The organism is Actinomyces sp. oral taxon 169 (assembly GCF_013394715.1).
Taxonomy (GTDB): domain Bacteria; phylum Actinomycetota; class Actinomycetes; order Actinomycetales; family Actinomycetaceae; genus Actinomyces.
This window is the reverse complement of sequence record NZ_CP058259.1, coordinates 1,978,692-2,003,351: the sequence shown is the minus strand read 5'-3', so window position 1 is coordinate 2,003,351 and position 24,660 is coordinate 1,978,692. Positions and strand designations below refer to the sequence as shown.

Sequence of the window (24,660 nt, the reverse complement as noted above, 5' to 3'; positions counted from 1 at the left end):
ATCACCGTACCGCGGTGGCGCACCAGGCGGTGCGACTTCCGGGGTGCCGGTGGCCGTCAGAGCACCATGGCGGCGATCCACCCGGCGATGAGCAGGGGGATGTTGAAGTGCAGGAAGGTCGGGATGACCGAGTCGCGCATGTGGTCGTGCTGCCCGTCGGCGTTGAGCCCGGCCGTGGGCCCCAGCGTGGAGTCCGACGCCGGTGAGCCGGCATCCCCCAGGGCCCCGGCGGTCCCGATGAGGGAGACTGTGGCGACCGGGGAGAAGCCCAGGGAGACGCACAGCGGCACGTAGATCGCCGAGATGATCGGCAGGGTGGAGAAGGACGAGCCGATGCCCATGGTCACGATGAGGCCCACGAGCAGCATGACGAAGGCGGCGGCGGGCTTGGAGCCCGCGAACAAAGAGGTCGCCGACGTCACCAGCGGCTCGATCTGCTTGGTCTCCTTGAGGACATTGGCAAAGCCCTGCGCCGTAATCATGATGAGCCCGATGAGCGCCATCATCCGCATACCGCCGGTGAAGACGTCGTCGGCCTCAGCGATGGTGACGACCCGGGTGGCCATGAACAGCAGCAGACCGATCAGGGCCCCGACCAGGAGCGGGTCGGCCTCGGACCCCGTCCAGGTCAGGAAGGTCTGGACCGCGAAACAGGCGACGACGGCGACCAGCGCGACCCGGATCTTGCGGTAGTCGATCTCGACCGGGCCGGAGTCCTCCTCGCCCGAGCCGGTGCCGCCGGTGTCGATCCGGTAGACGCGGGGCCTGCGGTAGGTGACGAACACGGCGATGAGCAGCCCCACGAGCATGCCCAGTGCCGGGATCCCCATGGCCTGGGTGGCCGGGACCTGGGAGACGTCCAGGCCCGCCTCCTCGATGTTGGCGTAGAGGATGTCGTGGAGGAAGACCCGCCCGAAGCCCAGGGGCAGGAACATGTAGGTGGTCACCAGGCCGAAGGTGATGGCGCAGGCCACGGCGCGACGGTCCAGCTGCAGCCGGCTCATGACGATGAGCAGCGGTGGGACCACCAGTGGGATGAAGGCGATGTGAACCGGGATGAGGTTCTGGCTCATGACAGCCATGGCCGTGAGCCCGCCCAGCACCAGCATGGTGGTGGTGCGCACGGCCCTGCGGGATGCGGACTCGTCCTCGTTCTCAATGCGGCCGATGAGCCAGTTCGCCAGCAGCTGGGGCAGGCCCGAGTGGGCTACCGCCATGGCGAAGGCGCCCAGCAGCGCATAGGACAGGGCGATCTTGGCTCCGGCGGCCAGCCCGTCCTGGAAGGCGACCATGGTGCGGCTGATACCCAGGCCGGCGCTCAGTCCGCCCGCGAGAGCGCCGACGAACAGGGACAGGACCACATGGACGCGCAGCATCGCCAGGATGAGCATGACCAGGACGGCGAGGATGATGGCGTTCATAGGGGGGGCCTTCCGATGGGGGCCGGCTGTGCGGGGCTTCGCGAGCGGGGCTGGGTGAACCCGTGCGAATCGAGGCCGATTGTGCCAGGCGAGCGTGACAGGGGCGTATCGTGGACCGATGAGCGAGAACCGAAAGAACGTCACCGTCGACTCCGCACCGGCCCGCCGTGCCCTCGTCACAGGGGCCTCCACCGGTATCGGTGCCGCCACCGTTCGACTCCTGCGCTCCCACGGGTGGGAGGTCGTCGCCACCGCCCGGCGGGTGGAGCGTCTTGAGGCGCTGGCCGCCGAGACCGGCTGCACATGGGTGGCCGCCGACCTCCAGGAGCCCGGCGACGTCGAGCGCCTGGCCGACGAGGTGCTGGCCGAGGGAAGCATCGACGCCGTCGTCAACAATGCTGGGGGCGCGCTGGGGGTCGACCCGGTCGCCGAGGGCAGCGCCCAGGAGTGGGCCACCATGTATGAGCGCAACGTGCTCGCGGCCCTGCGCGTGAGCCAGGCCTTCCTGCCCGGGCTGCGGGAGCGGGGAGGGGACCTGGTCTTCCTCACCTCCACGGCGGCCCACGACACCTATCCCGGTGGGGGCGGTTACGTGGCGGCCAAGCATGCCGAGCGGATCATCGCCAACACGCTGCGCCTGGAGCTGGTGGGGGAGCCGGTGCGCGTCATCGAGATCGCCCCCGGCATGGTGGCCACCGAGGAGTTCTCCCTCAACCGTCTCCACGGGGACGCCGAGGCCGCGGCGAAGGTCTATGCCGGTGTCGCCGAGCCGCTCAGCGCCGACGACGTCGCCGCCTGCATCGTCTGGACGCTGGAGCTGCCCGCTCACGTCAACATCGACTCCATGGTGGTGCGGCCGCGGGCCCAGGCCTCCAACACGCTGGTGGCCCGGGAGCAGTAGGGGAGCGGCGTCGTCGCACATAGGTGGTCCACAGGTGCGACCTGCCCCGGGCACAGTGCGGGTTCCTAACGTCTGTTCCAGCCCCGGCCGGGCCGGGAACCAGACTGAAAGGACACCCATGACCAAGCACGTCTCCTCCGGTGGTGAGGCCACTTCCTCCTCGCGCGAGGCGGCCACGGAGAGTCTTCCCATCAGGGAATCCGCCGCCGCCGATGCTGCTGCGCAACGCCTGCCGCAGGGCGCCGTAGGTGGCCCCGGCAGTGATGGCAACACTGCCGGCAGCACGGACGTCAACACGGACGTCAAGGACCTCAAAGCGGCTGCGGGTAGCGCTGACTCAGGGCCGGTGAGGACCGAGGCCCTCGCCAAGGACGTCACCCACGACTCCGCCAAGGGCTCCGGGGCGGCTCACTCGGCTGCTGGCAGCAGCACTGCTGAGACCCGCCTGGGCGGGACGTGGGCGTCCCCGGATGCTCAGAACGCCGCGACCATCGGCGTCGTGCCCTCCGCATCCACGGCGGCCAAGAAGGCCCGGACCAAGGCTCGCGGTCCCTGGTACCGCCGTCGCGCCGTCGTGGGCGCTGCCGGGGTGGCGCTGCTGGCGGGATCCTTCGGGGCCGGGTGGGGGACCAACGAGCTCCTCAGCTCCCACTCCCAGCACGGTCAGGCCCAGCAGCAGGGAGCCGGCAACGGTCAGGGCATGCCCGGAGGGGGTCAGGGAGGTCCTGGCGGGGGAGGCCCCGGTGGTCAGATGCCCGGAGGTGGTCCCGGCGGACAGGGAGGCCCGGGCGGCCAGAACGGCCAGGGTGGTCCGGGAGGAGGCTCCGGTGGAGCCGGCTGGACCACCCCCAACGGGGACGCCTCCAGTGGCTCGGGCTCGGGTGATGCCAACCAGAAGGGCGGCTCAGGCTCCTCGGGTGTTCTCCAGCAGCAGGACGCCTCTCCGGGCACGCAGAGCTGAGGCCGCCGGCGCCACCGCCCACAGACCAACATATTCTTCAAAGGCGACGCGTATTCGTGTCGCCTTTGAAGTTCTTGTCGGTGTGTGCAGATTCGGTTACGGTCGCTGGCACACCTCGCATCACGCACCCTGATGACACGGAGGAGAGGAACCCGATGACTGACGCACGTCCCCGCATGGCGCTGGGCACCATGCACTTCGGAACCCGCCTGTCCGCTACCCAGTCCCGTGAAATCCTCGACGCCTACCTGGATCTGGGCGGCCAGTGGATCGACACTGCGAACTGCTACGCCTTCTGGGGAGCCGAGTCCGGCCTCGGGGGCCAGAGCGAGACCGTCATCGGCCAGTGGCTCGCTGATCGCGGCGTGCGCGACCAGGTGAGGATCAGCACCAAGGTCGGTGCGGAGCCGACCCGCCCCCACGGCTTCCCGGCCGCCGTGGAAGGTCTGAGCAGGGAGACCGTCAACCAGGCCATTCGGGACAGTCTGCAGCGCCTGCAGACGGAGCGTGTCGACATGTACTGGGCCCATATGGAGGACCGGGAGCAGTCGGTCGCGGATGTCGCTGAGACCTTCGGTGCCCTGGTTGACCAAGGGCTGACCGCACGGATCGGGCTGTCCAACCACCCGGCCTGGTACGCCGCCGCAGCCAACGTGCACGCCCAGCAGCGGGGCTCGGCCGGCTTCAGCGCCCTGCAGCTGCGGGAGTCGTACCTCCACCCCAGGCCGGATATACCGGTTGAGGGGGAGGACCACCCCCACGGGATGATGACCATCGAGAGCAAGGATCTCGCTGAGCGCTGCGGACTGGACCTGTGGGCCTACACGCTGCTGCTGACCGGCGCCTACGAGCACCCGGAGCGCCCACTGCCCGAGGCCTACAGGCACCCGGGGACTGACAAGCGGCTGACGGCGCTGCGCACATGGTCGGAGCGTCTTGCCATGAAGCAGAGCCAGGTCGTCCTGGCCCTTCTCAGCGCCCAGCAGCCGACCATCACCCCGATCGTGGGCGTCAGCAGCGTCGCCCAGCTCACTGACGCCGTTGAGGCCACCCGCTTCAGCCTTCCGCAGGAGGCCGTCGAGGAGCTCAACGCAGCCGGCTAGATACGGCTAGACCGAGCGGCTCCGAGCCGGCGATTAGCCGGACCACCGCCCACAGATCGACCTTTTCTTCAAAGGCGACGCGTATTCGTGTCGCCTTTGAAGTTCTTGTTGGTGTGTGCAGATTCGGTCGCTGGCGCTGGGGTCGGGTCTGGGCTAGGGAAGGTGGTGCCCGCCGCTATTCCACCGCCGGGTGTGGGGAGGATGACGCCGCCGAGCCGCGGCGTGAACTGGCCCCGGTGGTACGCCCCCCACTACACTCCCCGGAGCAAAGGCAGTGACCCGGCCATCACCGGCGAGCCTCCGGAAGAACCGGACCCCGGCGCACCAGCGCCGTCGGCCCTCAGTAGAACCGGACGGGACAGCCCGTCACAGCTGGAAACGAAGCGGTCGCGCACGCCGTCCCTCTCGGGACGCGCAGCACGGCAAGCGAGGTGGTACCGCGGTGCGGCACCAGCCGGGCACCAGCCCCGGTCGGGAGCCGACGTCGTCCTCGTCAGGCCCCGGGCACCCGCCCGAGGCGGCAGGAACGAGTGAGACGAGAGCACACCGCGATGGCTGAGAAGATGGCTGACAGCACCACCGCCGACGGCAGCGAGCCGACCGGCGCCGCCTTCTACCCCCTGCACCGCCCGGGGGAGCAGATCGACCCCTCGCCCTCCTTCCCCGCCATTGAGGAGGACGTCCTGGCCTACTGGAAGGCCGACGGCACCTTCCAGGCCTCCATCGACAACCGCGCCGAGCCCTGCGACGAGTTCGTCTTCTACGACGGCCCGCCCTTCGCCAACGGCCTGCCCCACTACGGCCACCTGCTGACCGGCTACGTCAAAGACGCCGTCGGGCGCTACCAGACCCAGCGCGGCAAGCGCGTCGAGCGCCGCTTCGGCTGGGACACCCACGGCCTGCCCGCCGAGCTCGAGGCCCAGCGCCTGCTCGGCATCGACGACGTCACCGAGATCACCCGCCCCGGCGGCATCGGCATCGAGAAGTTCAACGAGGAGTGCCGTAGCTCCGTCCTGCGCTACACCAAGGAGTGGGAGGACTACGTCACCCGCCAGGCCCGCTGGGTCGACTTCGACAACGACTACAAGACCCTCGACCCCGACTACATGGAGTCGGTGCTGTGGGCCTTCAAGCAGCTGTGGGACAAGGGTCTGGCCTACCAGGGCTACCGCGTCCTGCCCTACTGCTGGCACGACCGCACCCCCTTGAGCAACCACGAGCTCAAGATGGACGACGACGTCTACCAGGACCGCCAGGACAACACGGTCACGGTGGGCCTGCGCCTGGAGGAGCCGCTGCGCCAGGGCGCCGAACGCCCCGAGCTGGTCCTCATCTGGACCACCACCCCCTGGACGCTTCCCTCCAACGTGGCCATCGCCGTGGGACCCGACGTCGAGTACGTGACCGTCCACGTCGACGAGGACCTCGACTCGCCGGTGGCCGGCCAGGACGTCGTTATCGCGAAGGACCTGCTGGGCTCTTACGCCCGCGAGCTCGGCGAGGCCCCGCAGGTGCTGGCCGCCTGCACCGGGGCCGACCTGGTCGGGCGGCGCTACCACCCGATCTTCGACTACTTCGACGACGCCGCCCACCGGGCCGAGGGCGCCGCGCCCGGGCCGAAGGCCTGGCAGATCATCGCCGCGGACTTCGTGACCACCTCCGACGGAACCGGCCTGGTGCACATGGCCTCGGCCTTCGGTGAGGACGACATGATCGCCTGCTCCGAGGCCGGCATCGAGACGGTCGTGCCCGTCGACGACGGCGGCTGCCTGACCGAGGAGATCCGCGACTATGCCGGGCTGCAGGTCTTCGAGGCCAACAAGCCCATCGTCGCCGACCTGCGCGACGGCACCGGCCCCCTGGCCCGCCGCGACGAGAGCCGGCGCGCCGTCCTGGTACGCCAGGCCTCCTACGTGCACTCCTACCCGCACTGCTGGCGCTGCCGCAAGCCGCTCATCTACAAGGCCGTTTCCTCCTGGTTCGTGCGCGTCTCGGCGATCCGCGACCGCATGGTCGAGCTCAACCAGGACATCGACTGGTACCCCGGCCACATCAAGGACGGCATCTTCGGCAAGTGGCTGGCGAACGCGCGCGACTGGTCGATCTCCCGCAACCGCTTCTGGGGCGCGCCCATCCCGGTGTGGGTCAGCGACAACCCCGACTACCCGCGCACCGACGTCTACGGCTCCTACGCCGAGCTCGAGCGCGACTTCGGTGTCAAGGTCACCGACCTGCACCGCCCCTTCATCGACACCCTCGTGCGGCCCAACCCCGACGACCCCACGGGCAAGTCCATGATGCGCCGCATCCCCGACGTCCTGGACTGCTGGTTCGAGTCCGGCTCGATGCCCTTTGCCCAGGTGCACTACCCCTTCGAGAACGTCGAGTGGTTCGAGTCGCACTACCCGGGCGACTTCATCGTGGAGTACATCGGCCAGACCCGCGGCTGGTTCTACACCCTGCACGTCCTGGCCACCGCGCTGTTCGACCGGCCCGCCTTCACCTCCTGTGTCTCCCACGGCATCCTCCTGGGCAACGACGGGGCCAAGATGAGCAAGTCGCTGCGCAACTACCCGGACGTCTCCATGGTCTTCGACCGTGACGGGGCTGACGCCATGCGCTGGTTCCTGCTCTCGGCGCCGGTCATGCGCGGAGGCAACCTCGTGGTGACCGACAAGGCCATCCGCGACACCGTGCGCCAGGTGGTGCTGCCGCTGTGGAACACCTGGTACTTCTTCGCCCTCTACGCGGGCCAGGTGGGTCAGTCCGGCTACGTCACGAGCGGCGTCGACCTGGACGACGCGAGCCTGTTCGCCAAGCACGGCGGCCTGCACGTCATGGACCGCTACGTCCTGGCCCGTACCAAGGACCTGACCGAGACGGTGGCCGCCCAGATGGACGGCTACGACATCACCGGGGCCTGCGCCACGATCCGCGACTTCCTCGACGTGCTCACCAACTGGTACCTGCGCACCTCGCGTCAGCGCTTCACCGACGGCGAGACGGCCGCCTTCGACACCCTGGCCACCGTGCTGAGGGTGCTCACCGAGGTCATGGCGCCGCTGGCGCCGCTGGTGAGCGAGGAGATCTGGCGGGGCCTGACCGGTGGGCGCTCCGTGCACCTGACCGACTGGCCCGTGCTGCCCAGCCACGTCGCCAACGCCGAGCTCGTGGCAGCCATGGATGAGGCCCGAGCCGCGGTCTCGGCCGCCCTGAGCCTGCGCAAGGCCGAGAAGCTGCGCGTTCGCCAGCCGCTTCGCAGCCTGACCATCGCCACGGCCGACCCGGCCGGGCTGGCCCCCTTCCGCGAGCTCGTGGCCGAGGAGGTCAACGTCAAGGAGGTACGGGTCATGGACGCCGAGTCCGCCGGCTACGAGGCCCGAACGGACCTGGCCCTCAACCCGCGCGCCTTCAGCCCCGAAGTCCGCAAGCTCACCTCCAAGCTCTTCGCCGCCGTCAAGGCGGGCCAGTGGGAGCTCACCGAGGACGGTGACGTGCGCTTCAACGACGTCCTGCTCGATGGCGCCCCCGTAGTCCTGGAGGCGGAGGACTCCGCCTTCACACTGACCACCCGCATCGAGGTCGACGACGACTCCCTGGCCGCCACCATGCTGCCCTCGGGGGCCTTCGTGGTCCTGGACACCGCCCTCGACGACGCCCTGGAGGCCGAGGGCTGGGCCCGCGACCTGGTGCGTCTGGTCCAGGACGAGCGCAAGGCCGCCGGCCTGCACGTGGGGGACCGGATCCGCCTGGAGCTGAGGGTTCCGCAGGACAAGGACGCCTGGACCGGTGCCCACCTGGACCTCATCAAGCGTGAGGTCGGTTGCGTGGACGCCTCCGTCGTGGCTGACCCGGCCGTGAAGGAGCCCACCGCCACGGTTGAGAAGGTCGCCGATGTAAGGGAGAGCTGAACTAGCCGCCGAACAGGCTGCGTCGTGGGGTCGGCCAGACCGATGAGCTCGGTCTGGCCGACCCCACTCCTGCATCCAGGTCGGAGAGCCGGGAGTGCGTCACTCGGGAGAGAGGCGAGCTGAGGTTCTCCCGCCCCAGCCCAGTGATGACATCGTGGTGATGAGCTGCCGGGAGGGGCGCTGCGCACGGCGACGCGAAGCCGATCCGACACGCCGGTCGGTTAACTTTCCTATTACCTGAGGTGTGATGCAGAATAATTCCGTTGCTCAGCCACCAGGACCTGGTTGAGCAACGGTGCTCCTCCTCCCGCGGTTCGCCTCTCCCATCTCCCGGTCAGCATGCTTCCTACCGCCATGACGGCGGTAGGGGAAACGTCGTGCGCAGCTTTCTCCCTGGAGCAGGCTCGCTGGTGGCCTTGGTTGTGAGAGGTACGGACGATGAGTATCAAGGGTGCTGCAGAAGCAGTTCTTCCCCCGCCGGCTCAGGGGTGGTTGAAGCAGGCGATCTACCATCGCAACTGTCACCTGTCGCCGCCCCAGTACCGTGCAGCCCTCAAGCACTGGTACTGGCTCTTCAAGGGCCGGCCCTGCCACTTGGAGGCGCCGCGCACCATGACTGAGAAGATTCACTGGCTCAAGCTCTATGACTCCACACCCCTCAAAGGGCGTCTGGCGGACAAGTTCCTGGTGCGCGAGTGGGTCGCCGACACGGTGGGGGAGGAGTACCTCGTACCCCTGCTGGGTGTGTGGGACTCACCTGACGAGATCGACTTCGCCTCCCTGCCGAGCAGCTTCGCGCTCAAAGCCACGCACGGCTCGGGGTGGAACATCCTCGTGCCGAACAAGAGCGCTCTTGATGAGGAGTGGGCCCGTCGACGCCTCGGGGAGTGGCTCGGCCTGCGTCAGGCGATGAAGGGCGGTTTCGAACTGCACTACGAGTACTGCGAGCCGCGCATCGTGTGCGAGCGCTTCCTGCGTGATGGCACAGGGGGGCTGCGGGACTACAAGTTCATGGTGTTCGACGGCGTCGTCCAGTTCGCCTTCACTGTGGACAGGCGTGCGGGGCGCGCGATGCGGGGGACTTACCTGCCGGACTGGACCCGAGCCCCCTTCGAGTACACCTGCGAGGCTGTTCGCGCCCCGGACGTTCCCCCGCCGAGCGGCCTGGAGACCATGCTCCAGCTGGCCAGCAGGCTCGGGAAGGGGTTCGCCTGCGCGCGCATTGACTTCTATGAGGTGCGGGGACGCGTCTACTTTGGTGAGATCACCTTCACCGACGCCGATGGGTTGTCTGAATTTGCTCCCGCTCGCTACAACCGTATATTCGGTGATCGAATCGTCCTTCCCGAGAAGAAGTCGTTTAAGGGTGTCATACTGTGATGGTTTAACACTCAGGGGATGGTGTCTGTAGATTTTCTACGAAGATCGTCGCGCTCGGTGAGTGAGACCTCTCAAGTCTCTCGATGTGCATGAGGGCTTTCTCATTAAATCCGTCGGTTACTTGCCCTCTTCGGGCTCTTGCGTGTTACTGTCTGTGTCATTAATTCTGGCGCTCCTTCGTGGGGTTTCCTGACTGTCGCTTCATGTTGGTGAGTGCTGTGTCCTATCAGTCCTGAATAACGACAGGTGGTATGCGGATGACGCTCGAGGACCTTCTTCATCTAACTCGTCGACGTTTCGGATCTCTCGCGCTGGCGATCGTGATCTGCGTACTTTTGTCAGTAGCGTTCGCTTTCGTGACGCCGAGTTCCTATACGGCGACGGCTCAGGCCTACCTACACGTGGAGGTGGGCGGGGACCCGGGGCTGAACACGCAGTCCCACTACAACGCGGCACAGCTCGCCGACTTGAAGGCCGAGTCCGCCGTTCCGGTCTTCACCTCGGAGGCGGTCGCCCAGCGCGTGATCGAGTCCCTCAAGCTGGATGTCACCCCGGAGGAGCTGGCCTCCTCGGTGTCGGCGACGCGGACGCCTGAGACAGTGTCGGTGCAGGTCTCCGTGGAGGCCTCCACCTCGCGTCAGGCTCAGGTTCTGGCCGATGAGGTCGTCCGTCAGACGGCCGAAGAGGTGACTGAGCTGGAGGGCAGTGATTCTCCGGTGAAGATCTCCCTGCTGTCCTCCGCCGAGCTGGTGAGTGCCACTCGGTCCCCCGCCCTGGTCACCTGCGTGGGGGTGGGGCTGCTGGCCGGGCTGGTTCTGGGGTACGTGTGGATTCTCGTCCAGGAACTGCTCGATAAGAGCCTCAAGGGGCCTGAGGATGTGCGCAAGGCCCTGTCAGCGCCCGTGCTCGGTGTCCTGCCGAAGGATCCGTCGCCTCTGCGACTGGGGCGTGGTGCGCAGACGGAGGTCGAGGAACGGCTTCGGGCCACTCGCACCAACGTGCTTCACGCCCTGTCTCACGGGGCTCGGCAGGTCGTGGTCGTCACCTCTGCTGGTCCGCGGGAAGGGGCCTCGACGACGGCTGCCGGCCTGGCGCGGGTCCTGGCTCTGTCCGGTCATCGGGTCGTCTTGGTCGGGGGAGACCTGCGCTCGCCAAGTGCTGTCGGCGCCCCGGGCGCCCCAGGACTCGCGGAGGTCCTGGTCGGAACGGCTCGTCTCAGCCAGGTCCTGGTCGAAGGCGAGGTGCCGGGTCTGGAGCTCCTGCCTGCCGGCGACATGCCCGGGAACCCCTCTGAGCTGCTCGGCGGCCGCAACATGAGCGACCTCCTGCATCATCTGGCCGCAGACCGCATCGTGATTATCGATGCGCCTCCGGTGTGCCGTTTCACCGACGCCGTGGTGCTGGCCGAGTATGCCGGTGGAGTCCTCCTCGTGGCGCGAGCCGGGCGCACGTCTGCCGAAGAGCTTCGCGAGGCGGCACTGGCCGTGGGGCAGGGAGGCGGGCACATGCTCGGCGTGGTGCTCACCAACGTGTCCGATCCTGGGCGCGGTAGTCGGAGTGTCCAGGCCGGCGTCACTCATGCGGAGAGCGCAACCGTCTAACCCTTCTTTCTCAGCGCGCGGCACCTGCGCAGAGAGCCGAGTCGTGACGTCAAGGACGTTTATTCAAATGTTACCTTGTGGCCGCACTGACGTTAGTCGGTGAGGTGTGCGCTCCGGGTTCCTGCTGTAATGAATCTTGACGCTTCATGCTCTCGGGTTCAGCGGCCTGTGGATTTATACCATTGCACCGAAGTGGATCTGTTGGTAAACGATGATTGACGTATAATCTCGTCAAAATCTTCCAATCGGTGACTCTTGGTGTTAGATTAATGCTGAGCATTAAATACGGAATCTAATAGTGATGGTTCAATGGGTTCCGTATGCCCTTTTCTGTGCCGTTTCCTCCTGTTGAGCAGTAGGAGCCGCATCCCCAAGTCCGTCCCGCGAAGCAGTGAAACCTGCTCGCCCATATACAGATTGAAATCCTGATGACATTTGAAATCTGTCGCTCCTGCCAGCGTCAAACGCTTGATCGGAGTTCCTCACTCTCAGGCGGTATGTCCCATGCTCGTCAGCAGGCTCAATGGAGCGTGACGACTCATGACTGATGCACGTCAGGACTCCCATGGCACCACTGGCCGTGATGAGCGCAGTACCGAGGTGAGCCGCCCTGGCGCGCCTCAGCCCGCACGATCCCTCGCAGTGCCGGGGGGTGCCACCGCGGGCGCCCCTTCGGCACCGGGCTCAGCGCCCGTGAGACCGTCGGACTGCGGCGCGCAGCGCGGAGGCTTCGCCCTGTGCCGGCTCGAGCCGGTCGCCCTGATGGTCGTCGACTTCCTGGCCACGTATGTGGCGCTGTACTCCGCGGCCTGGGGGACCACGAAGTGGGCGACCGCCACGGGGGCGACCGGCGGCCTCCTGGCCGTCGGGGTGCTCGGTATCGTCAACGTGGGCGTTTTCGCCACTTTCAAGATGTACAACAGCCTGTGGCGCTACGCCTCGATGGCGGAGGCGCTGAGGATTCTGTACGCGACCGTCGTCGGTTCGATCTGCGGCGATCTGCTCTTCTCCCTGGCCTTCGATGGCGGGCTGTCCGTGCGTTCCTACGTCATGGCCTGGGCGCTGCTCGTCATCATGACTGCAGGGACTCGCCTCGCCGTCCGGGCGCTGTGGCACAGCCGCGCCCAGCGCAGCGCTCGCGCAGGTGAGCCGGGTCCCCGGCCCCGTACCCTCATCGTGGGAGCCGGGCAGACCGGTTCTCTGACCATCAAGCGCATGCACCTGGGGGACGAGGACATGTGCGGAGAACCGGTGGCCCTGGTCGACGACGACATGACCAAGCACGGTCGCCACGTCCACGGCGTCAAGGTCTACGGCGCGTGTGACGACATCCCCCGCATCGCCCAGGAGTGCCGGGCCGAGCAGATTGTCCTGGCCTGCCCCTCGGCGCTGGCCTCCGAGCGTCAGCGCATCCTGTCCATCTGCCTGACAACGGGCCTGAGGATCCTCACCCTCCCGAACGTACGGGACCTGGCCCAGCAGGATGACGGGCGGATCGCACTGCGGGAGGTCGAGATCTCCGAGCTGCTCTCCCGTGACGAGGTCGCCTTCGACTCCACAGGGATGGGGTACGTGCGCGACCAGGTCGTCCTGGTCACCGGCGGTGGTGGCTCCATCGGCTCTGAGCTGGTCCGTCAGCTCATCGAGGCCCGGCCCAGCCAGATCATCATCTTCGACGTCTACGAGAACACGGCCTACGAGCTGCTCCACGAGATGCAGCCCAAGGCAACCGAGCTGGGAGTGACGCTCTCGGTCGTCATCGGCTCAGTGACCAACGAGCGCATCGTCCGCGACTGCTTCCAGCGGTACCGGCCCAAGGTCGTCTTCCACGCGGCGGCCCACAAGCACGTGCCGCTCATGGAGGACAACGCCCGTGAGGCCGTGGAGAACAACGTGCTGGGCACCTGGGTCGTCTGCCGTCTGGCGGAGGAGCTCGGCTGCAGCCACTGCATCCTGGTCTCCACCGACAAGGCGGTCAACCCCACCAACGTCATGGGGGCCACCAAGCGGCTGTGCGAGCTGGAGATCCAGGCCCTGGCCCAGACGAGCCGCTCCACCGTCTTCGCCGCCGTGCGCTTCGGCAACGTGCTCGGCAGCCACGGCTCGGTCATCCCGCTGTTCAGGCGCCAGCTCAGATCAGGTGGGCCGCTGACTGTCACCCACCCCGACATCACCCGCTACTTCATGACGATCCCCGAAGCGGCCCAGCTGGTCATCACCGCCGGCTCCATGGCCCAGGCTGGAGAGATCTTCATCCTGGAGATGGGCAAGCCCGTGCGGATCTACGACCTGGCCGTCAACCTCATCAAGCTCTCGGGCCTGCGGGTGGGGCGTGACATCGAGGTCGTCTTCACCGGGCTGCGTCCTGGCGAGAAGCTCTACGAGGAGCTGCAGATGCACGACGAGGATCTGCACCCCACGCAGAACCCCTCGATCCTCGTCTCCACGGCACCGCCTCCCACCAGGCTGGAGGTGGAGGACAAGATCGCTCGGCTCATGGCCTGCCTGCCCCAGGGCGGAGAGCAGATCAAGCGGGAGCTCGCTCGCGCGGTGCCCACCTATCACCCACGTTTTGACAACAGTACGAATCCGTCGCCAACAGTGAGGACAGCTGACTGATGCGTGTTGATTTCTCGCCTCCAGACATCACCGACGCCGAGTGCCAGGAAGTGGTGGATGCACTGCGCTCTGGCTGGATCACCACCGGACCGCGCACCAAGACCCTGGAGAAGCAGGTGGCGCAGCGCTGTGGAACCACCCGGGCCGCCTGCCTGAACTCCGCGACCGCCTCGCTGGAGCTGACCCTTCGGGTCCTGGGCATCGGTCCCGGAGACGAGGTCATCGTCCCGGCCTACACCTACACGGCCTCTGCCTCCCCGATCGTTCATGTGGGCGCCACCCCCGTGATCGTCGATGCCGGCCAGGCCGACGGCGGCTACGGGCTGGACCCCGGCGCCCTGGAGGCCGCCATCACCCCGCGGACCAAGGCCGTCATCCCGGTCGACATCGGTGGGCGCATGTGCGACTACCCGGCGCTGCGCGCGGTCGTCGACGCCCACAGCCACCTGTTCGCACCGGCAGGGGCGGTCCAGGAGGCGCTGGGACGTGTCGCCCTCGTCGCCGACGGCGCCCACAGCTTCGGTGCCCGGCGCGACGGCACACCCTCGGGCAGTGCCGCCGACTTCACCACCTTCAGTTTCCACGCCGTGAAGAACCTGACCACCGCGGAGGGCGGCGCCGTCACGTGGAGGCCGGAGCTGGGCCTGGACGAGGAGCTCTACCGCCAGTACATGCTGCTGTCCTTGCACGGCCAGAGCAAGGACGCCCTGTCCAAGACCCGCCTGGGGGCCTGGGAGTACGACGTCGTCAGCCCCGCTTACAAGTGCAACATGACCGACGTGTGCGCCGCGATCGGCCTGGCGCAGATGACCCGCTACGACTCGATGCTCGAGCGTCGGCGCCAGATCATCACCCGCTACGACCAGGCCCTGGCGCCGGCGGGCGTGACATCGCTGCGGCACTACGAGGACGGGAGCGTCTCCTCCGGGCACCTCTACCTGGCGAACCTGCCGGGCCTGGGGGAGGAGGCGCGCAACGAGTTCATCGAACGCATGGCGCGCGCGGACGTGGCCTGCAACGTCCACTACAAGCCGCTGCCCCTGCTGAGCGCCTACCGCGACCTCGGCTTCTCCATTGAGGACTTCCCACAGGCCTACGCCCTCTACGCCAGTGAGGTGAGTCTGCCTCTGCACACCTCATTGACCGACGAGCAGGTCGACTACGTCATCAGCTGTGCGCTCGAGACGCTCGCGGCGATGGGCCGCTCATGACGATGCCGCCTTGGGAGGAGCTGCCGGCCTCCCTGCGCACCGAGGAGGTCCGCCCCTACTACGACGCACTGGCCCGACGCGGAGTCCAGCTGTGGCTCAAGCGCCTGCTCGACGTCGTCGGAGCGACGATCCTGATGGTGCTGCTCGGGTGGCTGTTCATCATCCTGGCGGCCCTCATCAAGCTGGACTCGCCCGGACCGGTGTTCTTCCGCCAACGGCGGGTCACCCAGTTCGGACGCGAGTTCCGGATCGTCAAGTTCCGCACCATGACGCACCGGCCGGCAGACCCCGGCGACCAGATCACCCGGGGCAACGACCCCCGGGTCACCAAGGTCGGAGCGGTGCTGCGCCGCTACCGGCTCGATGAGATCAGTCAGCTCATCGACATCCTGCGCGGCACGATGAGCTTCGTGGGGACCAGGCCGGAGGTGCCCGAGTACGTCCAGCAGTACACCCCGCAGATGCGGGCCACTTTGCTGCTGCCCGCCGGAGTTACCTCCACGGCCTCCATCGAGTTCAAGGACGAGGCCGAGATCCTGGCGGCCGCCCCGCCGGGCCAGGACGCCTACCTCACTCAGGTCCTGCCGGCCAAGATGCGCCTCAACCTGCGTGACGTCCAGAACTTCAGCATCGGACGAGATCTGTCGATCGCGCTGAGGACCGTCCTGGCGGTGGCCAGGTGAGTAGCGCAATGACGACACCTAAGGAGCAAGCATGACAGCAGGTACTGAGCACGATCGCGAACTGGACTCCGACCTGGTCTCCATCATCATGCCGACGTACAACTGCGGCGCCTTCATCGCCGAGACCATCGCCACCGTCCAGGCCCAGACCCACCCCCGCTGGGAGCTGATCGTCGTCGACGACTGCTCCACCGACGACACCACCGATGTCGTGGGGGCCCTGGCCAAGGACGACCCGCGGATCCGGTATGTGCGGCTGGAGACCAACAGCGGTGCCGCCATGGCCCGTAACCGGGCGATGGAGCTGGCCCAGGGACGCTACATGGCCTTCCTGGACTCCGACGACCTGTGGCACCCCGACAAGCTCAGGCGCCAGATCGACTTCATGACCTCGCGTGACGTGGCCATGTCCTGCACCGCCTACGCCCAGATCGACGAGCAGGGTGTGCCCACCGGCAGGATCGTGCGCAGCCCGGCCAGGATCAGCTACAACCGCCTGCTCCTGGACTGCCCGGTGGGCAATTCCACGGTCATGTACGACGTGGCGCGCCTGGGCAAGTTCGAGGTGCCCAACATCCGCAAGCGCAACGACGACGCCCTGTGGCTGCGCATGCTCCGCACCGAGCCCTACATCTGGGGGATGCCGGTGGTGCTCATGAGGTACCGGCTCCGCTCGGGATCGGTGTCGGCCAACAAACGGAGCCTGGTCAAGTACCACTGGACTCTCTACCGCGACATCGAGCATCTCAGCGTCCCCCGCTCCGTCTTCCACATCGGCGTGTGGGTCCTCATCAAGACCCTCAAGGTGAAATGAGGACCGGCGTTAGCAGGACGAGCAGTTCCCCGGAGCGGTCCGGGGCCGACGGAGGCAGACAGGCAATGAGCCAGGAACAGTCATCGACCACGCGGGACCTTGGGGGCGGCCCCCTGCGGGTCCTGCAGATCAACTCATCAATCTCCCGGCGCTCCGGAGTCATGAGCGTGCTCATGAACTACCTCAGGCACATGGATCGCTCGCAGGTGGTGTTCGACTTCTTCTGCTACGCCACGCCCGACGAGACCTATCGCGAGGAGATCGAGGCACTGGGCGGGCGCTGCTACGTCATCGATGCCGGGAACCATATCGGACGCATCCGATCATCCTTGGGGCAGGTGCTGGAGCAGCATGCGGGGCAGTACCCCGTGGCGCACCTGCACGACCCCATCCTGTCGCGCTTCCTCTACCCGGTGGCCCGTCGCCACGGGGTGCGGTCCTTCGCCGTCCACTCCCATGCGACGGCGTACTCCGACTCCCGGCTGCGGAGCCTGCGCAACTGGCTCGTCTGCCGCAATATCGGGGCCTACTCCGACGCGCGCCTGGCCTGCTCCCGGGCGGCCGGTGACTTCCTGTTCGGCTCAGGCCGCTTCGAGGTGGTTCCCAACGCGATCGACGTGGAGACCTACCGCTTCAATGAGTCGGTCCGTGCCGAGGTGCGCTCCCGGCTGGGGCTGGGGGAGGCACCCGTCGTCGGCCATGTGGGACGGTTCAGTGAGCAGAAGAACCACCGGTTCCTCATCGATGTGTGCACCGAGCTGTTCCGTGCGCGCCCCGATGCCCGTCTCATGCTCATCGGCGACGGCCCGCTACGGCCGGGCATCGAGGCCGTGGTGGCCGAGCGCGGCCTGAGTGACCGCGTTCTGTTCCTGGGGGACCGCAAGGACGTCCCTGACCTCTACCAGGCCATGGACATGTTCCTTCTGCCCTCCCTCTACGAGGGGCTGCCGATGGTGGGGGTGGAGGCGCAGTGCGCGGGGCTCCCGCTGGTGTGCTCCGACGAGGTGACCGATGAGGTCACGATCGGGGAGGTCTCCTTCCTGCCACTGGACATGCCGGCGCCTCAGTGGGCGCACCATGTCAGCCAGGCCCTCGACCACGGGCGGGACCCGCGGCGCAGGGCGGAGGGAGAGCGGGCCACGCGCGTCGCGGGTTTCGACATCACTCACGAAGCCGAGCGGCTGGCGCACCGTTACCGTGCGCTGGCGGAATGGTGACGGCGGAGCATGTGGATTCACTTCGCGCTCTTCGCCGCTCTTCTCCTGCCAGCAGCTCTCCTGGGGCTGCGGGGCAATGCCGGTCGGCGGGGCTCACGGGTCATTCTGGTCGTGGCCTTCGTGGCCTTCGTGGCCTTCTCCTCCATGCGAGCCGTCAGCGTTGGCAATGACACGGTGGAGTACCACCGGGTCTTCGAGGAGATCAAGGCGACGACCTCCCTCCAGGAGGCCTTCACCGTCAGCCGCTTCGAGTACGGCTATGTCGTACTCAACTACCTGGTCAGCCGCATCACGGACAGTTTCAACATCCTGCTGCTCATCATCTCGGTGTTCGTCTACGGATCAGCGGTGCTGTTCATCAAGCGGTACGCCGCCAACTACTCCCTGGCGGTCCTCCTCGCCTTCGGCATATCCGCCTTCTACGACTTCACACTCTTTACCCGACAGAGCGTTGCGGTGGCGATCTTCCTGCTGGCCGTCCCCGCGCTCATGGAGCGCAAGCTGTTGCGCTACGCCCTGCTCATCGCGCTCGCCTCCCAGTTCCATCTCAGCGCCCTGCTCCTGCTCGTTATCTACCTCGTCTCCGCCATGAGGCTGAGTACCTTCGGTGACTGGATCAAATGGGGCGCCCTCATCGGGACCAGCATGCTGTCGCTGAGCTGGGTGATGAACTCCCTTGCGGCGTCCTCCGCCTACTACGGTCACTACCTCAACAGCGACTACGCCGACGGCGGGGTGCGCTCGGCCACTGTTCTGCTGATCGTAGTGCGCATCTTCCTCATACTTCTGGCCTCCACCTGCGGCTGGGAGGCCGCCGTGGAGGACGACCCCTCCGGGCGTACCCGCAGTCTCCTGGCACTGGCCGTTGCCGATATTGCCATGGTGACGGTGTCCCTGGGTTTCAACCTCGTCGACCGTCTCGAGATGTACCTGACCATGCCCTTCGTCGTCGGTCTGGTGAACCTCACCGTGCGGGGCCGCCGGCCCGAGCGCTCCTACATCGGCGCCCTCCTGGTCATCATCGCCTTCGCAGCCTCCACGATCTTCTTCCTGTACCGGCCCGAGTGGTACCACCTGTTCCCCTACCGAACCGTCTTCGAGAAAGGGATCCCGTGATGGAATCTGTCCGTTCCGCGAGTTCGTGTAGGTCCGGTGTCGGTGATCTGAATGGCGGCTGCCTGCGGGAGAGACGCGACGCCAGCCCGACGTGGGAGGTGCACTTCGATGCCGGCGAGCTATAAGAACCGCATCGCATTCCTGCTGGGTAACACCCTGGTCTTCGCTCTGGGAGGCCTGGCGATCAAGGCCGTCTCGCTGGTCCTTATGCCGTTGTACACGACTGCTTTGACGGCTGGTGAGTACGGGACGGCCGAGCTGCTCAACAGCGCGATCGAGATCGTGCTGCCGCTGCTGTCGGCGGGCGTGGTGGAGGCCCTCTATCGGTTCTCCATTGACGATGACGTTCCCAAGGACGAGCTGTTCGCCGACTCCCTGGTGGTCCTGGGTGGAGGTGTCGTGTGCGCTGGGGCGGCGTGCGCCCTGGGCAGCGTCTTGTGGAACATGGAGCACGCGGCAGCGTTCTTCGCCCTGTTCTGCTCGGTGTGCGTCTTCAAGGCCACGACTCAGCTCGCCCGTGGGTTGGGGCACGTGCGCCGCTTCGTGGCCTACGGGCTCATCAACGCGCTCGCCATGGTGGTGTCCACCTACCTGCTCCTGGTCCGCGCGCACCTGGGCGTGGAGGGGTACCTGTGGTCCTTCACCATCGGCTACTTGGTGGGTGGTCTTGTTGCCTTCCTGGGGTCGGCCGAGTACCGGCTCCTGGCTCCATTCAGGTTTGATCGCGACCTGCTGCGCCAGATGCTCGTCTACAGCCTGCCGCTCGTGCCCAATCTGCTCTCGTGGTGGCTGGTCAGTGTCTCCGGACGGTACGTGGTCCTGTGGGGCAGCGGAGTCGTGGCCGCGGGGCTCTTCACGGCGGCGAGCAAGATGCCTGCGCTGGTTAACATCGTGGCCTCCGTCTTCCAGCAGGCCTGGCAGTACTCCACCGCCCGCGAGATCGACTCACCCGACCGCGGCGCCTTCTTCGGCGTCGTGATGAGGGGCTACTCGCTGGCGACCCTCACGGTCGCCGGGCTGGTCATCGCACTGAACCGGCCGATCTCCAGGGTGATGCTCCAGGCCGAGTTTGCCGAGGGGTGGCGCTACGTCCCCCTGCTCATGCTGGTCGCCTCCTTCGGGGTCATCAGCATCTTCTTCGAGAGCTTCTACCAGGCCTTGAAGAACAGCGGTGTTCTCATGGCCTCGACCGCTCTGGGCGCGGGGGTCAACGTGGTCCTCGGCGTGGCTCTCGTGCCGTTCATGGGACCGTGGGGCGCCGGCCTGGCCGGAGCGGTGGCATACATGCTTGTCCTGGTGGTACGGGCAAGAGACCTCAGGCGCCGCATCAACCTGCCGATAGACCGCCTTCGTCTCACCTACCAGCTCGCGCTGCTCATCAGTATCACCGCATGTATGTCCTTCGACGGCGGTTCATGGCTGACTGCTGTGGTCTGGGTCTGCCTGATCCTCCTGGCGACCAGCGACATCACGGTTCTCACCAACAGTGCTCGAGCCGTGACGGAGTCCCTGAGGCGCAGGAGCGGGGGACTGATGCGCCAGCTCTGACTCGGGGTGTCGGCACAGGATCTGCGCGGTATAACGGCTCTGTGTGCAAAGCGACGATTTACTGCCCTGCTTGTAAAAATGCTTTTGTGTCAACCAGTGCGTTTTGTCTTAACTGTACAGTGTGATAATCCCTGTTGTCTTTTCGTGATGTCTATGGGAAAGCGGGTCCGTCGACACGGCGTATCCTTGCTGGGCCGATCTGACTGGTTGAGCTGAAGTATCTTGCTGATGCAAGAAGGGAAGATTATGAAGCGTATTCTGCTTTTGGATACATCTGTTGGATCTCTCAATATGGGGGATGAGATCATTGGGCGATCCATTGAGATGAACTGGCGCGAGCTGTTCTCGTCGAACTATGTCATGCGCCTGGCCACCCATACCCCGATGTACACGCCGGCGCAGTATCTGCTGTCCAAGCGCCGGCTCAGCATCTTCAAAGGAGCCGACATCAAGCTCTTGTGCGGCACCAACGCCCTGTACACGAATATGCTGCGGCCCCTGCCGACATGGAACATCAACTACCTCAACTGCGGGATGGCCACAGGCACGGTGTGTCTGGGCGTGGGTGCGGGGGCCAACTCCTCATCGGTGAACCTCTACACGCGGGCCCTCTACCGCAAGGTGCTGTCCCATGACCTGGTGCACTCGGTGCGTGACGAGCGCACCAAGCATCTCCTGCAGCGGGTGGGACTGCGAGCCTGGAACACCGGCTGCCCCACCCTGTGGGGACTGACCCCTGAGCACTGCGAGACCATTGCCCGCAGTAAGGGCGACGAGGTGGTCTTCACGCTCACCTCCTACCACCCGAACCCGCGCAAGGACCGGGCAATGGTCGACGTGCTGCGCAGGAGCTACTCGCGACTGCACTTCTGGCCCCAGTCCATCGACGACCTGGACTACCTGCAGTCGCTGGGAGCAGCCGACGGCGTCGAGATCGTCACGCCGAGCCTGGCAGGTTTCCGGGAGGTGCTCGACCGGGGCGTCGACTACGTGGGAAACCGCCTGCACGGGGGCATCTTCGCCCTGCAGCGCAAGCGGCGCGCCATCATCGTGGCCATCGACTACCGCGCGCGGGAGATGGCCAAGGACTACTCCCTGCCGCTGGTGGAGCGCGACTCCATCGAGACCGATCTGGCCGACCGGATCGAGTCCTCCTGGCCGACCGCGATCCACGGCCTGGACTTCGACCGTATCGAGAAGTGGAAGGCTCAGTTCGATGTCGGCAAGCCATAAGGGGCGCATGAGGCTCCTGCTGGGCAACACCCTGGTCTTCGCCCTGGGGGGCCTGGCGGTCAAGGCGGTCTCCCTGGTCCTTATGCCTCTGTACACAACCGCCCTGACCGCCGGTGAGTACGGGACGGCCGAGCTGCTCAACAGTGCGATCGAGATTGTGCTCCCACTGCTCTCGCTTGGTGTCGTGGAGGCCCTCTACCGGTTCTCCATTGACGATGACGTTCCCAAGGGCGAGCTGTTCGCCGACTCCCTGGTGGTCCTGGGCGGCGGCGTCGTCTGCACCGGGGTGGCGTGCGCCCTGGGCAGCGTCTTGTGGAACATGGAGCACGCGGCAGCGTTCTTCGCCCTGTTCTGCTCGGTGTGCGTCTTCAAGGCCACGACCCAGCTCGCCCGCGGTCTGGGGCACGTGCGCCGCTTCGTGGCCTACGGACTCATCAACGCGCTCGCCATGGTGGTGTCCACCTACCTGCTCCTGGTCCGCGCGCATACAGGTATCGAGGGCTACCTGTGGTCGTACACGATCGGTTACCTGGTGGGTGGTCTTGCCGCATTCCTCGGGTCGGCCGAGTACCGGCTCCTGGCTCCATTCCGGCTCGATCGGGCGCTGCTGCGCCGGATGCTCGTCTACAGCCTGCCGCTCGTGCCCAATCTGCTGTCGTGGTGGCTGGTCAGCGTCTCCGGCCGGTACGTGGTCCTGTGGGGCAGCGGCCTGGCGGCTGCCGGGCTCTTCACCGCGGCGAGCAAGATGCCCTCACTCATCAACATCGTCGCCTCCGTCTTCCAGCAGGCCTGGCAGTACTCCACCGCCCGCGAGATCGACTCACCCGACCGCGGCGCCTTCTTCGGCTCCGTCCTGCGGGGCTACTCGCTGGCCACTCTGTCGACCGCCGGGCTGGTCATCGCACTGAACCGGCCGATCTCCAGGGTCATGCTCCAGGCCGAGTTCGCCGAGGGATGGCGCTACGTCCCCCTGCTCATGCTGGCGGCGACCTTCGGGGTCATGACCATCTTCTTCGGCACCTTCTACCAGGCACTCATGAACAGTCGCATGCTCATGGTCTCCACCATGATGGGGGCGGTGGTCAACGTGGTCCTCGGCGTGGCTCTCGTGCCGTTCATGGGACCGTGGGGCGCCGGACTGGCCGGAGCCGTGGCCTACGCCCTCGTCCTGGTAGTGCGGGCACAAGACCTCAGGCGCCGCATCGACCTGCCCATGGACCGTTCGCGCCTGACCTACCAGCTCGCGCTGCTCAGCATCATGTCCGTGTGCACGTCCTTCGACGGCGGCGCATGGCTGAACGGGGCAGTCTGGGCCTGCCTGATCCTCCTGGCGACCAGCGATATGTCAGTACTGGGTGGCGGCGCTCGAGCCGTGGCCGGAGTATTCGCCGGCAGGCTTGGGCGGCGCTGAGGAGCCCGCGCCGCCCAAGCCGCTCACCGCCGGCCGATGCCGCGGTAGCTCCAACCGGCCGCCTTCCAAGCCTGCGCATCCAGGCAGTTGCGTCCGTCAATGACGTAGCGGTTACGTGCCAGACCGGCCGCCTGAGCGGGATCAAGATCCTGGTATTCGCGCCACTCCGTGCCGATGATGACCAGGTCGGTTCCCTCCAGGGCGGACTGCGCTGAGGCGGCGACCTCGTAGGGGCGGTTCGTCCTCTGAGCGAGGATCGGGCCGGCGGCCGGGTCGTGCACGACAACCCGCTCGACCATGCCCGACAGCTCGACGGCGAGATCCAGAGCGGGGGAGTTACGCATGTCGTCGCTGTCCGGTTTGAAGGCAGCCCCGAGGACCGTCACCGTGGCCGTCGACGTGTGCTCGCCGAGGAGCTCAGCGACGGTGCGGATGACGCCGGCGCGCATGGTGTCGTTGACGCGATCGACCTCCGCGAGGAAGGCCAGCGCGTCGCCGACGCCGAGCTCGCCGGCGCGGGCCTGGAAGGCACGGATGTCCTTGGGCAGACAACCCCCGCCGAAGCCGATACCGGCGCGCAGGAACCGGCGCCCGATACGGTCATCCATGCCGATCGCCTCAGCGAGGGCCGTCACATTGGCCCCCGCGGCGTCGCAGACCTGGGACATGGCGTTGATGAAGGAGATCTTCGTGGCCAGGAAGGCGTTCGCACTGATCTTGACCAGCTCGGCGGTGGCGTAGTCCATGACCAGGCGCGGGGTGCCAGCGGCCAGGATCTGCGCGTAGACCGCGTCCATCGTCTCCTGGGCGCGACCGGCGGCGTCGGGATTTTCCGGCAGGCCGTAAACCATCCGGTCCGGACGCAGCGTGTCCTGAACGGCGAAGCCCTCCCGCAGGAACTCCGGGTTCCACAGCAGCAGCGCCCCGGTCGGCTCGATCAGCTGGGACAGGCGGGCGGCGGTGCCAACGGGAACTGTGGACTTGCCGGCGACCACCTCAGGGCCACTGGTGCAGTGCCCCAGGTGGGGGAGCATGGCGGTCACGGCTGCGTCGACGTACGTCATGTCCGCCGCCCCCGACTCGGACTGCGGTGTGCCCACGCCGATGAAATGGACCTGGGCTCCCTTAATGGCGGAGAAGTCCTGAGTGAAGGTCAGGCGTCCGGCCTCCACGTTACGGGCCAGAAGCCCTTCCAGCTCGGGCTCGAAGAACGGCGCCCTGCCGTTACTCAGAAGATTTACCTTGTGGGCGTCGACGTCCACGCCCACCACGTCATGCCCGAGCTCCGCCATTGACGCAGCGTGAACAGCACCGAGATATCCGCAACCAATCACTGACAAACGCATGGAGGAAGCCTAGGCAGGCATGTGGGGGGTATGTCTACCCCTATACCCATAGGGTTCCCTGGTGAATTCCTCAAATATTTCACCGAGAATTAGGATGTATTCATCGAGTTTTTGTACAACAATCATGGTAGTCGTATTGTCGAAGCTGTCCGGATGTGCTTGCACTCTGAAAAAAGATTTAAGA

The 24,660-nt window shown here is 66.5% G+C and carries 17 protein-coding genes; 15 read left to right on the top strand and 2 right to left on the bottom strand.

Features of this window, described 5'->3' with window-relative positions:
• Window positions 1–56: 56 nt before the first annotated feature.
• Window positions 57–1,421, bottom strand: a complete 1,365-nt coding sequence (locus tag HW274_RS08580; RefSeq protein WP_185988591.1) for a Na+/H+ antiporter family protein — start codon at window positions 1,419–1,421, stop codon at window positions 57–59.
• A 118-nt stretch (window positions 1,422–1,539) separates the two neighbouring features.
• Between HW274_RS08580 and HW274_RS08575 the strand changes: the two genes are divergently transcribed.
• The 15 genes from HW274_RS08575 (at window position 1,540) to HW274_RS08505 (ending at window position 23,130) form a co-directional block, all read left to right on the top strand.
• Window positions 1,540–2,322, top strand: coding sequence for an SDR family NAD(P)-dependent oxidoreductase (locus HW274_RS08575; RefSeq protein WP_185988590.1), 783 nt, complete (start codon window positions 1,540–1,542; stop codon window positions 2,320–2,322).
• A gap of 118 nt (window positions 2,323–2,440) precedes the next feature.
• The gene (locus tag HW274_RS08570) at window positions 2,441–3,283 is read left to right on the top strand and encodes a hypothetical protein (protein WP_185988589.1); all 843 of its coding nucleotides are present in this window, start codon (window positions 2,441–2,443) and stop codon (window positions 3,281–3,283) included.
• A gap of 155 nt (window positions 3,284–3,438) precedes the next feature.
• Window positions 3,439–4,386 (top strand): aldo/keto reductase, encoded by a 948-nt coding sequence (locus tag HW274_RS08565; RefSeq protein ID WP_185988588.1) that lies wholly within the window; start codon window positions 3,439–3,441, stop codon window positions 4,384–4,386.
• Between the two features lie 551 nt (window positions 4,387–4,937).
• Complete coding sequence (ileS, locus tag HW274_RS08560; RefSeq protein ID WP_075254937.1) at window positions 4,938–8,297, top strand: isoleucine--tRNA ligase; 3,360 nt, start codon at window positions 4,938–4,940, stop codon at window positions 8,295–8,297.
• 438 nt (window positions 8,298–8,735) lie between these two features.
• A complete protein-coding gene (locus HW274_RS08555; RefSeq protein WP_075254938.1) occupies window positions 8,736–9,677 on the top strand; it encodes an ATP-grasp fold amidoligase family protein in 942 nt (313 codons plus the stop codon).
• Between the two features lie 251 nt (window positions 9,678–9,928).
• Window positions 9,929–11,278: a polysaccharide biosynthesis tyrosine autokinase gene (locus HW274_RS08550; protein WP_075254939.1), complete on the top strand. Its 1,350-nt coding sequence runs from the start codon at window positions 9,929–9,931 to the stop codon at window positions 11,276–11,278.
• Between the two features lie 693 nt (window positions 11,279–11,971).
• Window positions 11,972–13,897 carry a nucleoside-diphosphate sugar epimerase/dehydratase gene (locus HW274_RS08545; RefSeq protein WP_232211293.1) on the top strand — a complete coding sequence of 642 codons (1,926 nt, stop codon included), beginning with the start codon at window positions 11,972–11,974 and terminating at the stop codon, window positions 13,895–13,897.
• Window positions 13,897–15,108 carry a DegT/DnrJ/EryC1/StrS aminotransferase family protein gene (locus tag HW274_RS08540; protein ID WP_185988586.1) on the top strand — a complete coding sequence of 404 codons (1,212 nt, stop codon included), beginning with the start codon at window positions 13,897–13,899 and terminating at the stop codon, window positions 15,106–15,108. The genes HW274_RS08545 and HW274_RS08540 overlap by 1 nt, the downstream gene beginning before the upstream one ends.
• Window positions 15,105–15,791, top strand: a complete 687-nt coding sequence (locus HW274_RS08535; RefSeq protein ID WP_185988585.1) for a sugar transferase — start codon at window positions 15,105–15,107, stop codon at window positions 15,789–15,791. The genes HW274_RS08540 and HW274_RS08535 overlap by 4 nt, the downstream gene beginning before the upstream one ends.
• 31 nt (window positions 15,792–15,822) lie before the next feature.
• The gene (locus HW274_RS08530; protein WP_003786500.1) at window positions 15,823–16,605 is read left to right on the top strand and encodes a glycosyltransferase family 2 protein; all 783 of its coding nucleotides are present in this window, start codon (window positions 15,823–15,825) and stop codon (window positions 16,603–16,605) included.
• Between the two features lie 65 nt (window positions 16,606–16,670).
• Window positions 16,671–17,822, top strand: coding sequence for a glycosyltransferase family 1 protein (locus HW274_RS08525; RefSeq protein WP_075254942.1), 1,152 nt, complete (start codon window positions 16,671–16,673; stop codon window positions 17,820–17,822).
• A 9-nt stretch (window positions 17,823–17,831) separates the two neighbouring features.
• The gene (locus HW274_RS08520) at window positions 17,832–18,938 is read left to right on the top strand and encodes an EpsG family protein (protein WP_003786497.1); all 1,107 of its coding nucleotides are present in this window, start codon (window positions 17,832–17,834) and stop codon (window positions 18,936–18,938) included.
• A 108-nt stretch (window positions 18,939–19,046) separates the two neighbouring features.
• Window positions 19,047–20,486 carry a lipopolysaccharide biosynthesis protein gene (locus HW274_RS08515; RefSeq protein WP_185988584.1) on the top strand — a complete coding sequence of 480 codons (1,440 nt, stop codon included), beginning with the start codon at window positions 19,047–19,049 and terminating at the stop codon, window positions 20,484–20,486.
• Between the two features lie 291 nt (window positions 20,487–20,777).
• Entirely contained in the window at window positions 20,778–21,719 is a 942-nt protein-coding gene (locus HW274_RS08510; protein WP_020991665.1) for a polysaccharide pyruvyl transferase family protein, read from the top strand.
• Window positions 21,703–23,130: a lipopolysaccharide biosynthesis protein gene (locus tag HW274_RS08505; RefSeq protein WP_185988583.1), complete on the top strand. Its 1,428-nt coding sequence runs from the start codon at window positions 21,703–21,705 to the stop codon at window positions 23,128–23,130. Before HW274_RS08510 ends, HW274_RS08505 begins: the two co-directional genes overlap by 17 nt.
• Before the next feature lie 23 nt (window positions 23,131–23,153).
• On the opposite strand, the gene HW274_RS08500 is transcribed toward HW274_RS08505, so the two are convergent.
• The gene (locus tag HW274_RS08500; protein ID WP_075254873.1) at window positions 23,154–24,476 is read right to left on the bottom strand and encodes a UDP-glucose/GDP-mannose dehydrogenase family protein; all 1,323 of its coding nucleotides are present in this window, start codon (window positions 24,474–24,476) and stop codon (window positions 23,154–23,156) included.
• Window positions 24,477–24,660 lie beyond the last annotated feature (184 nt).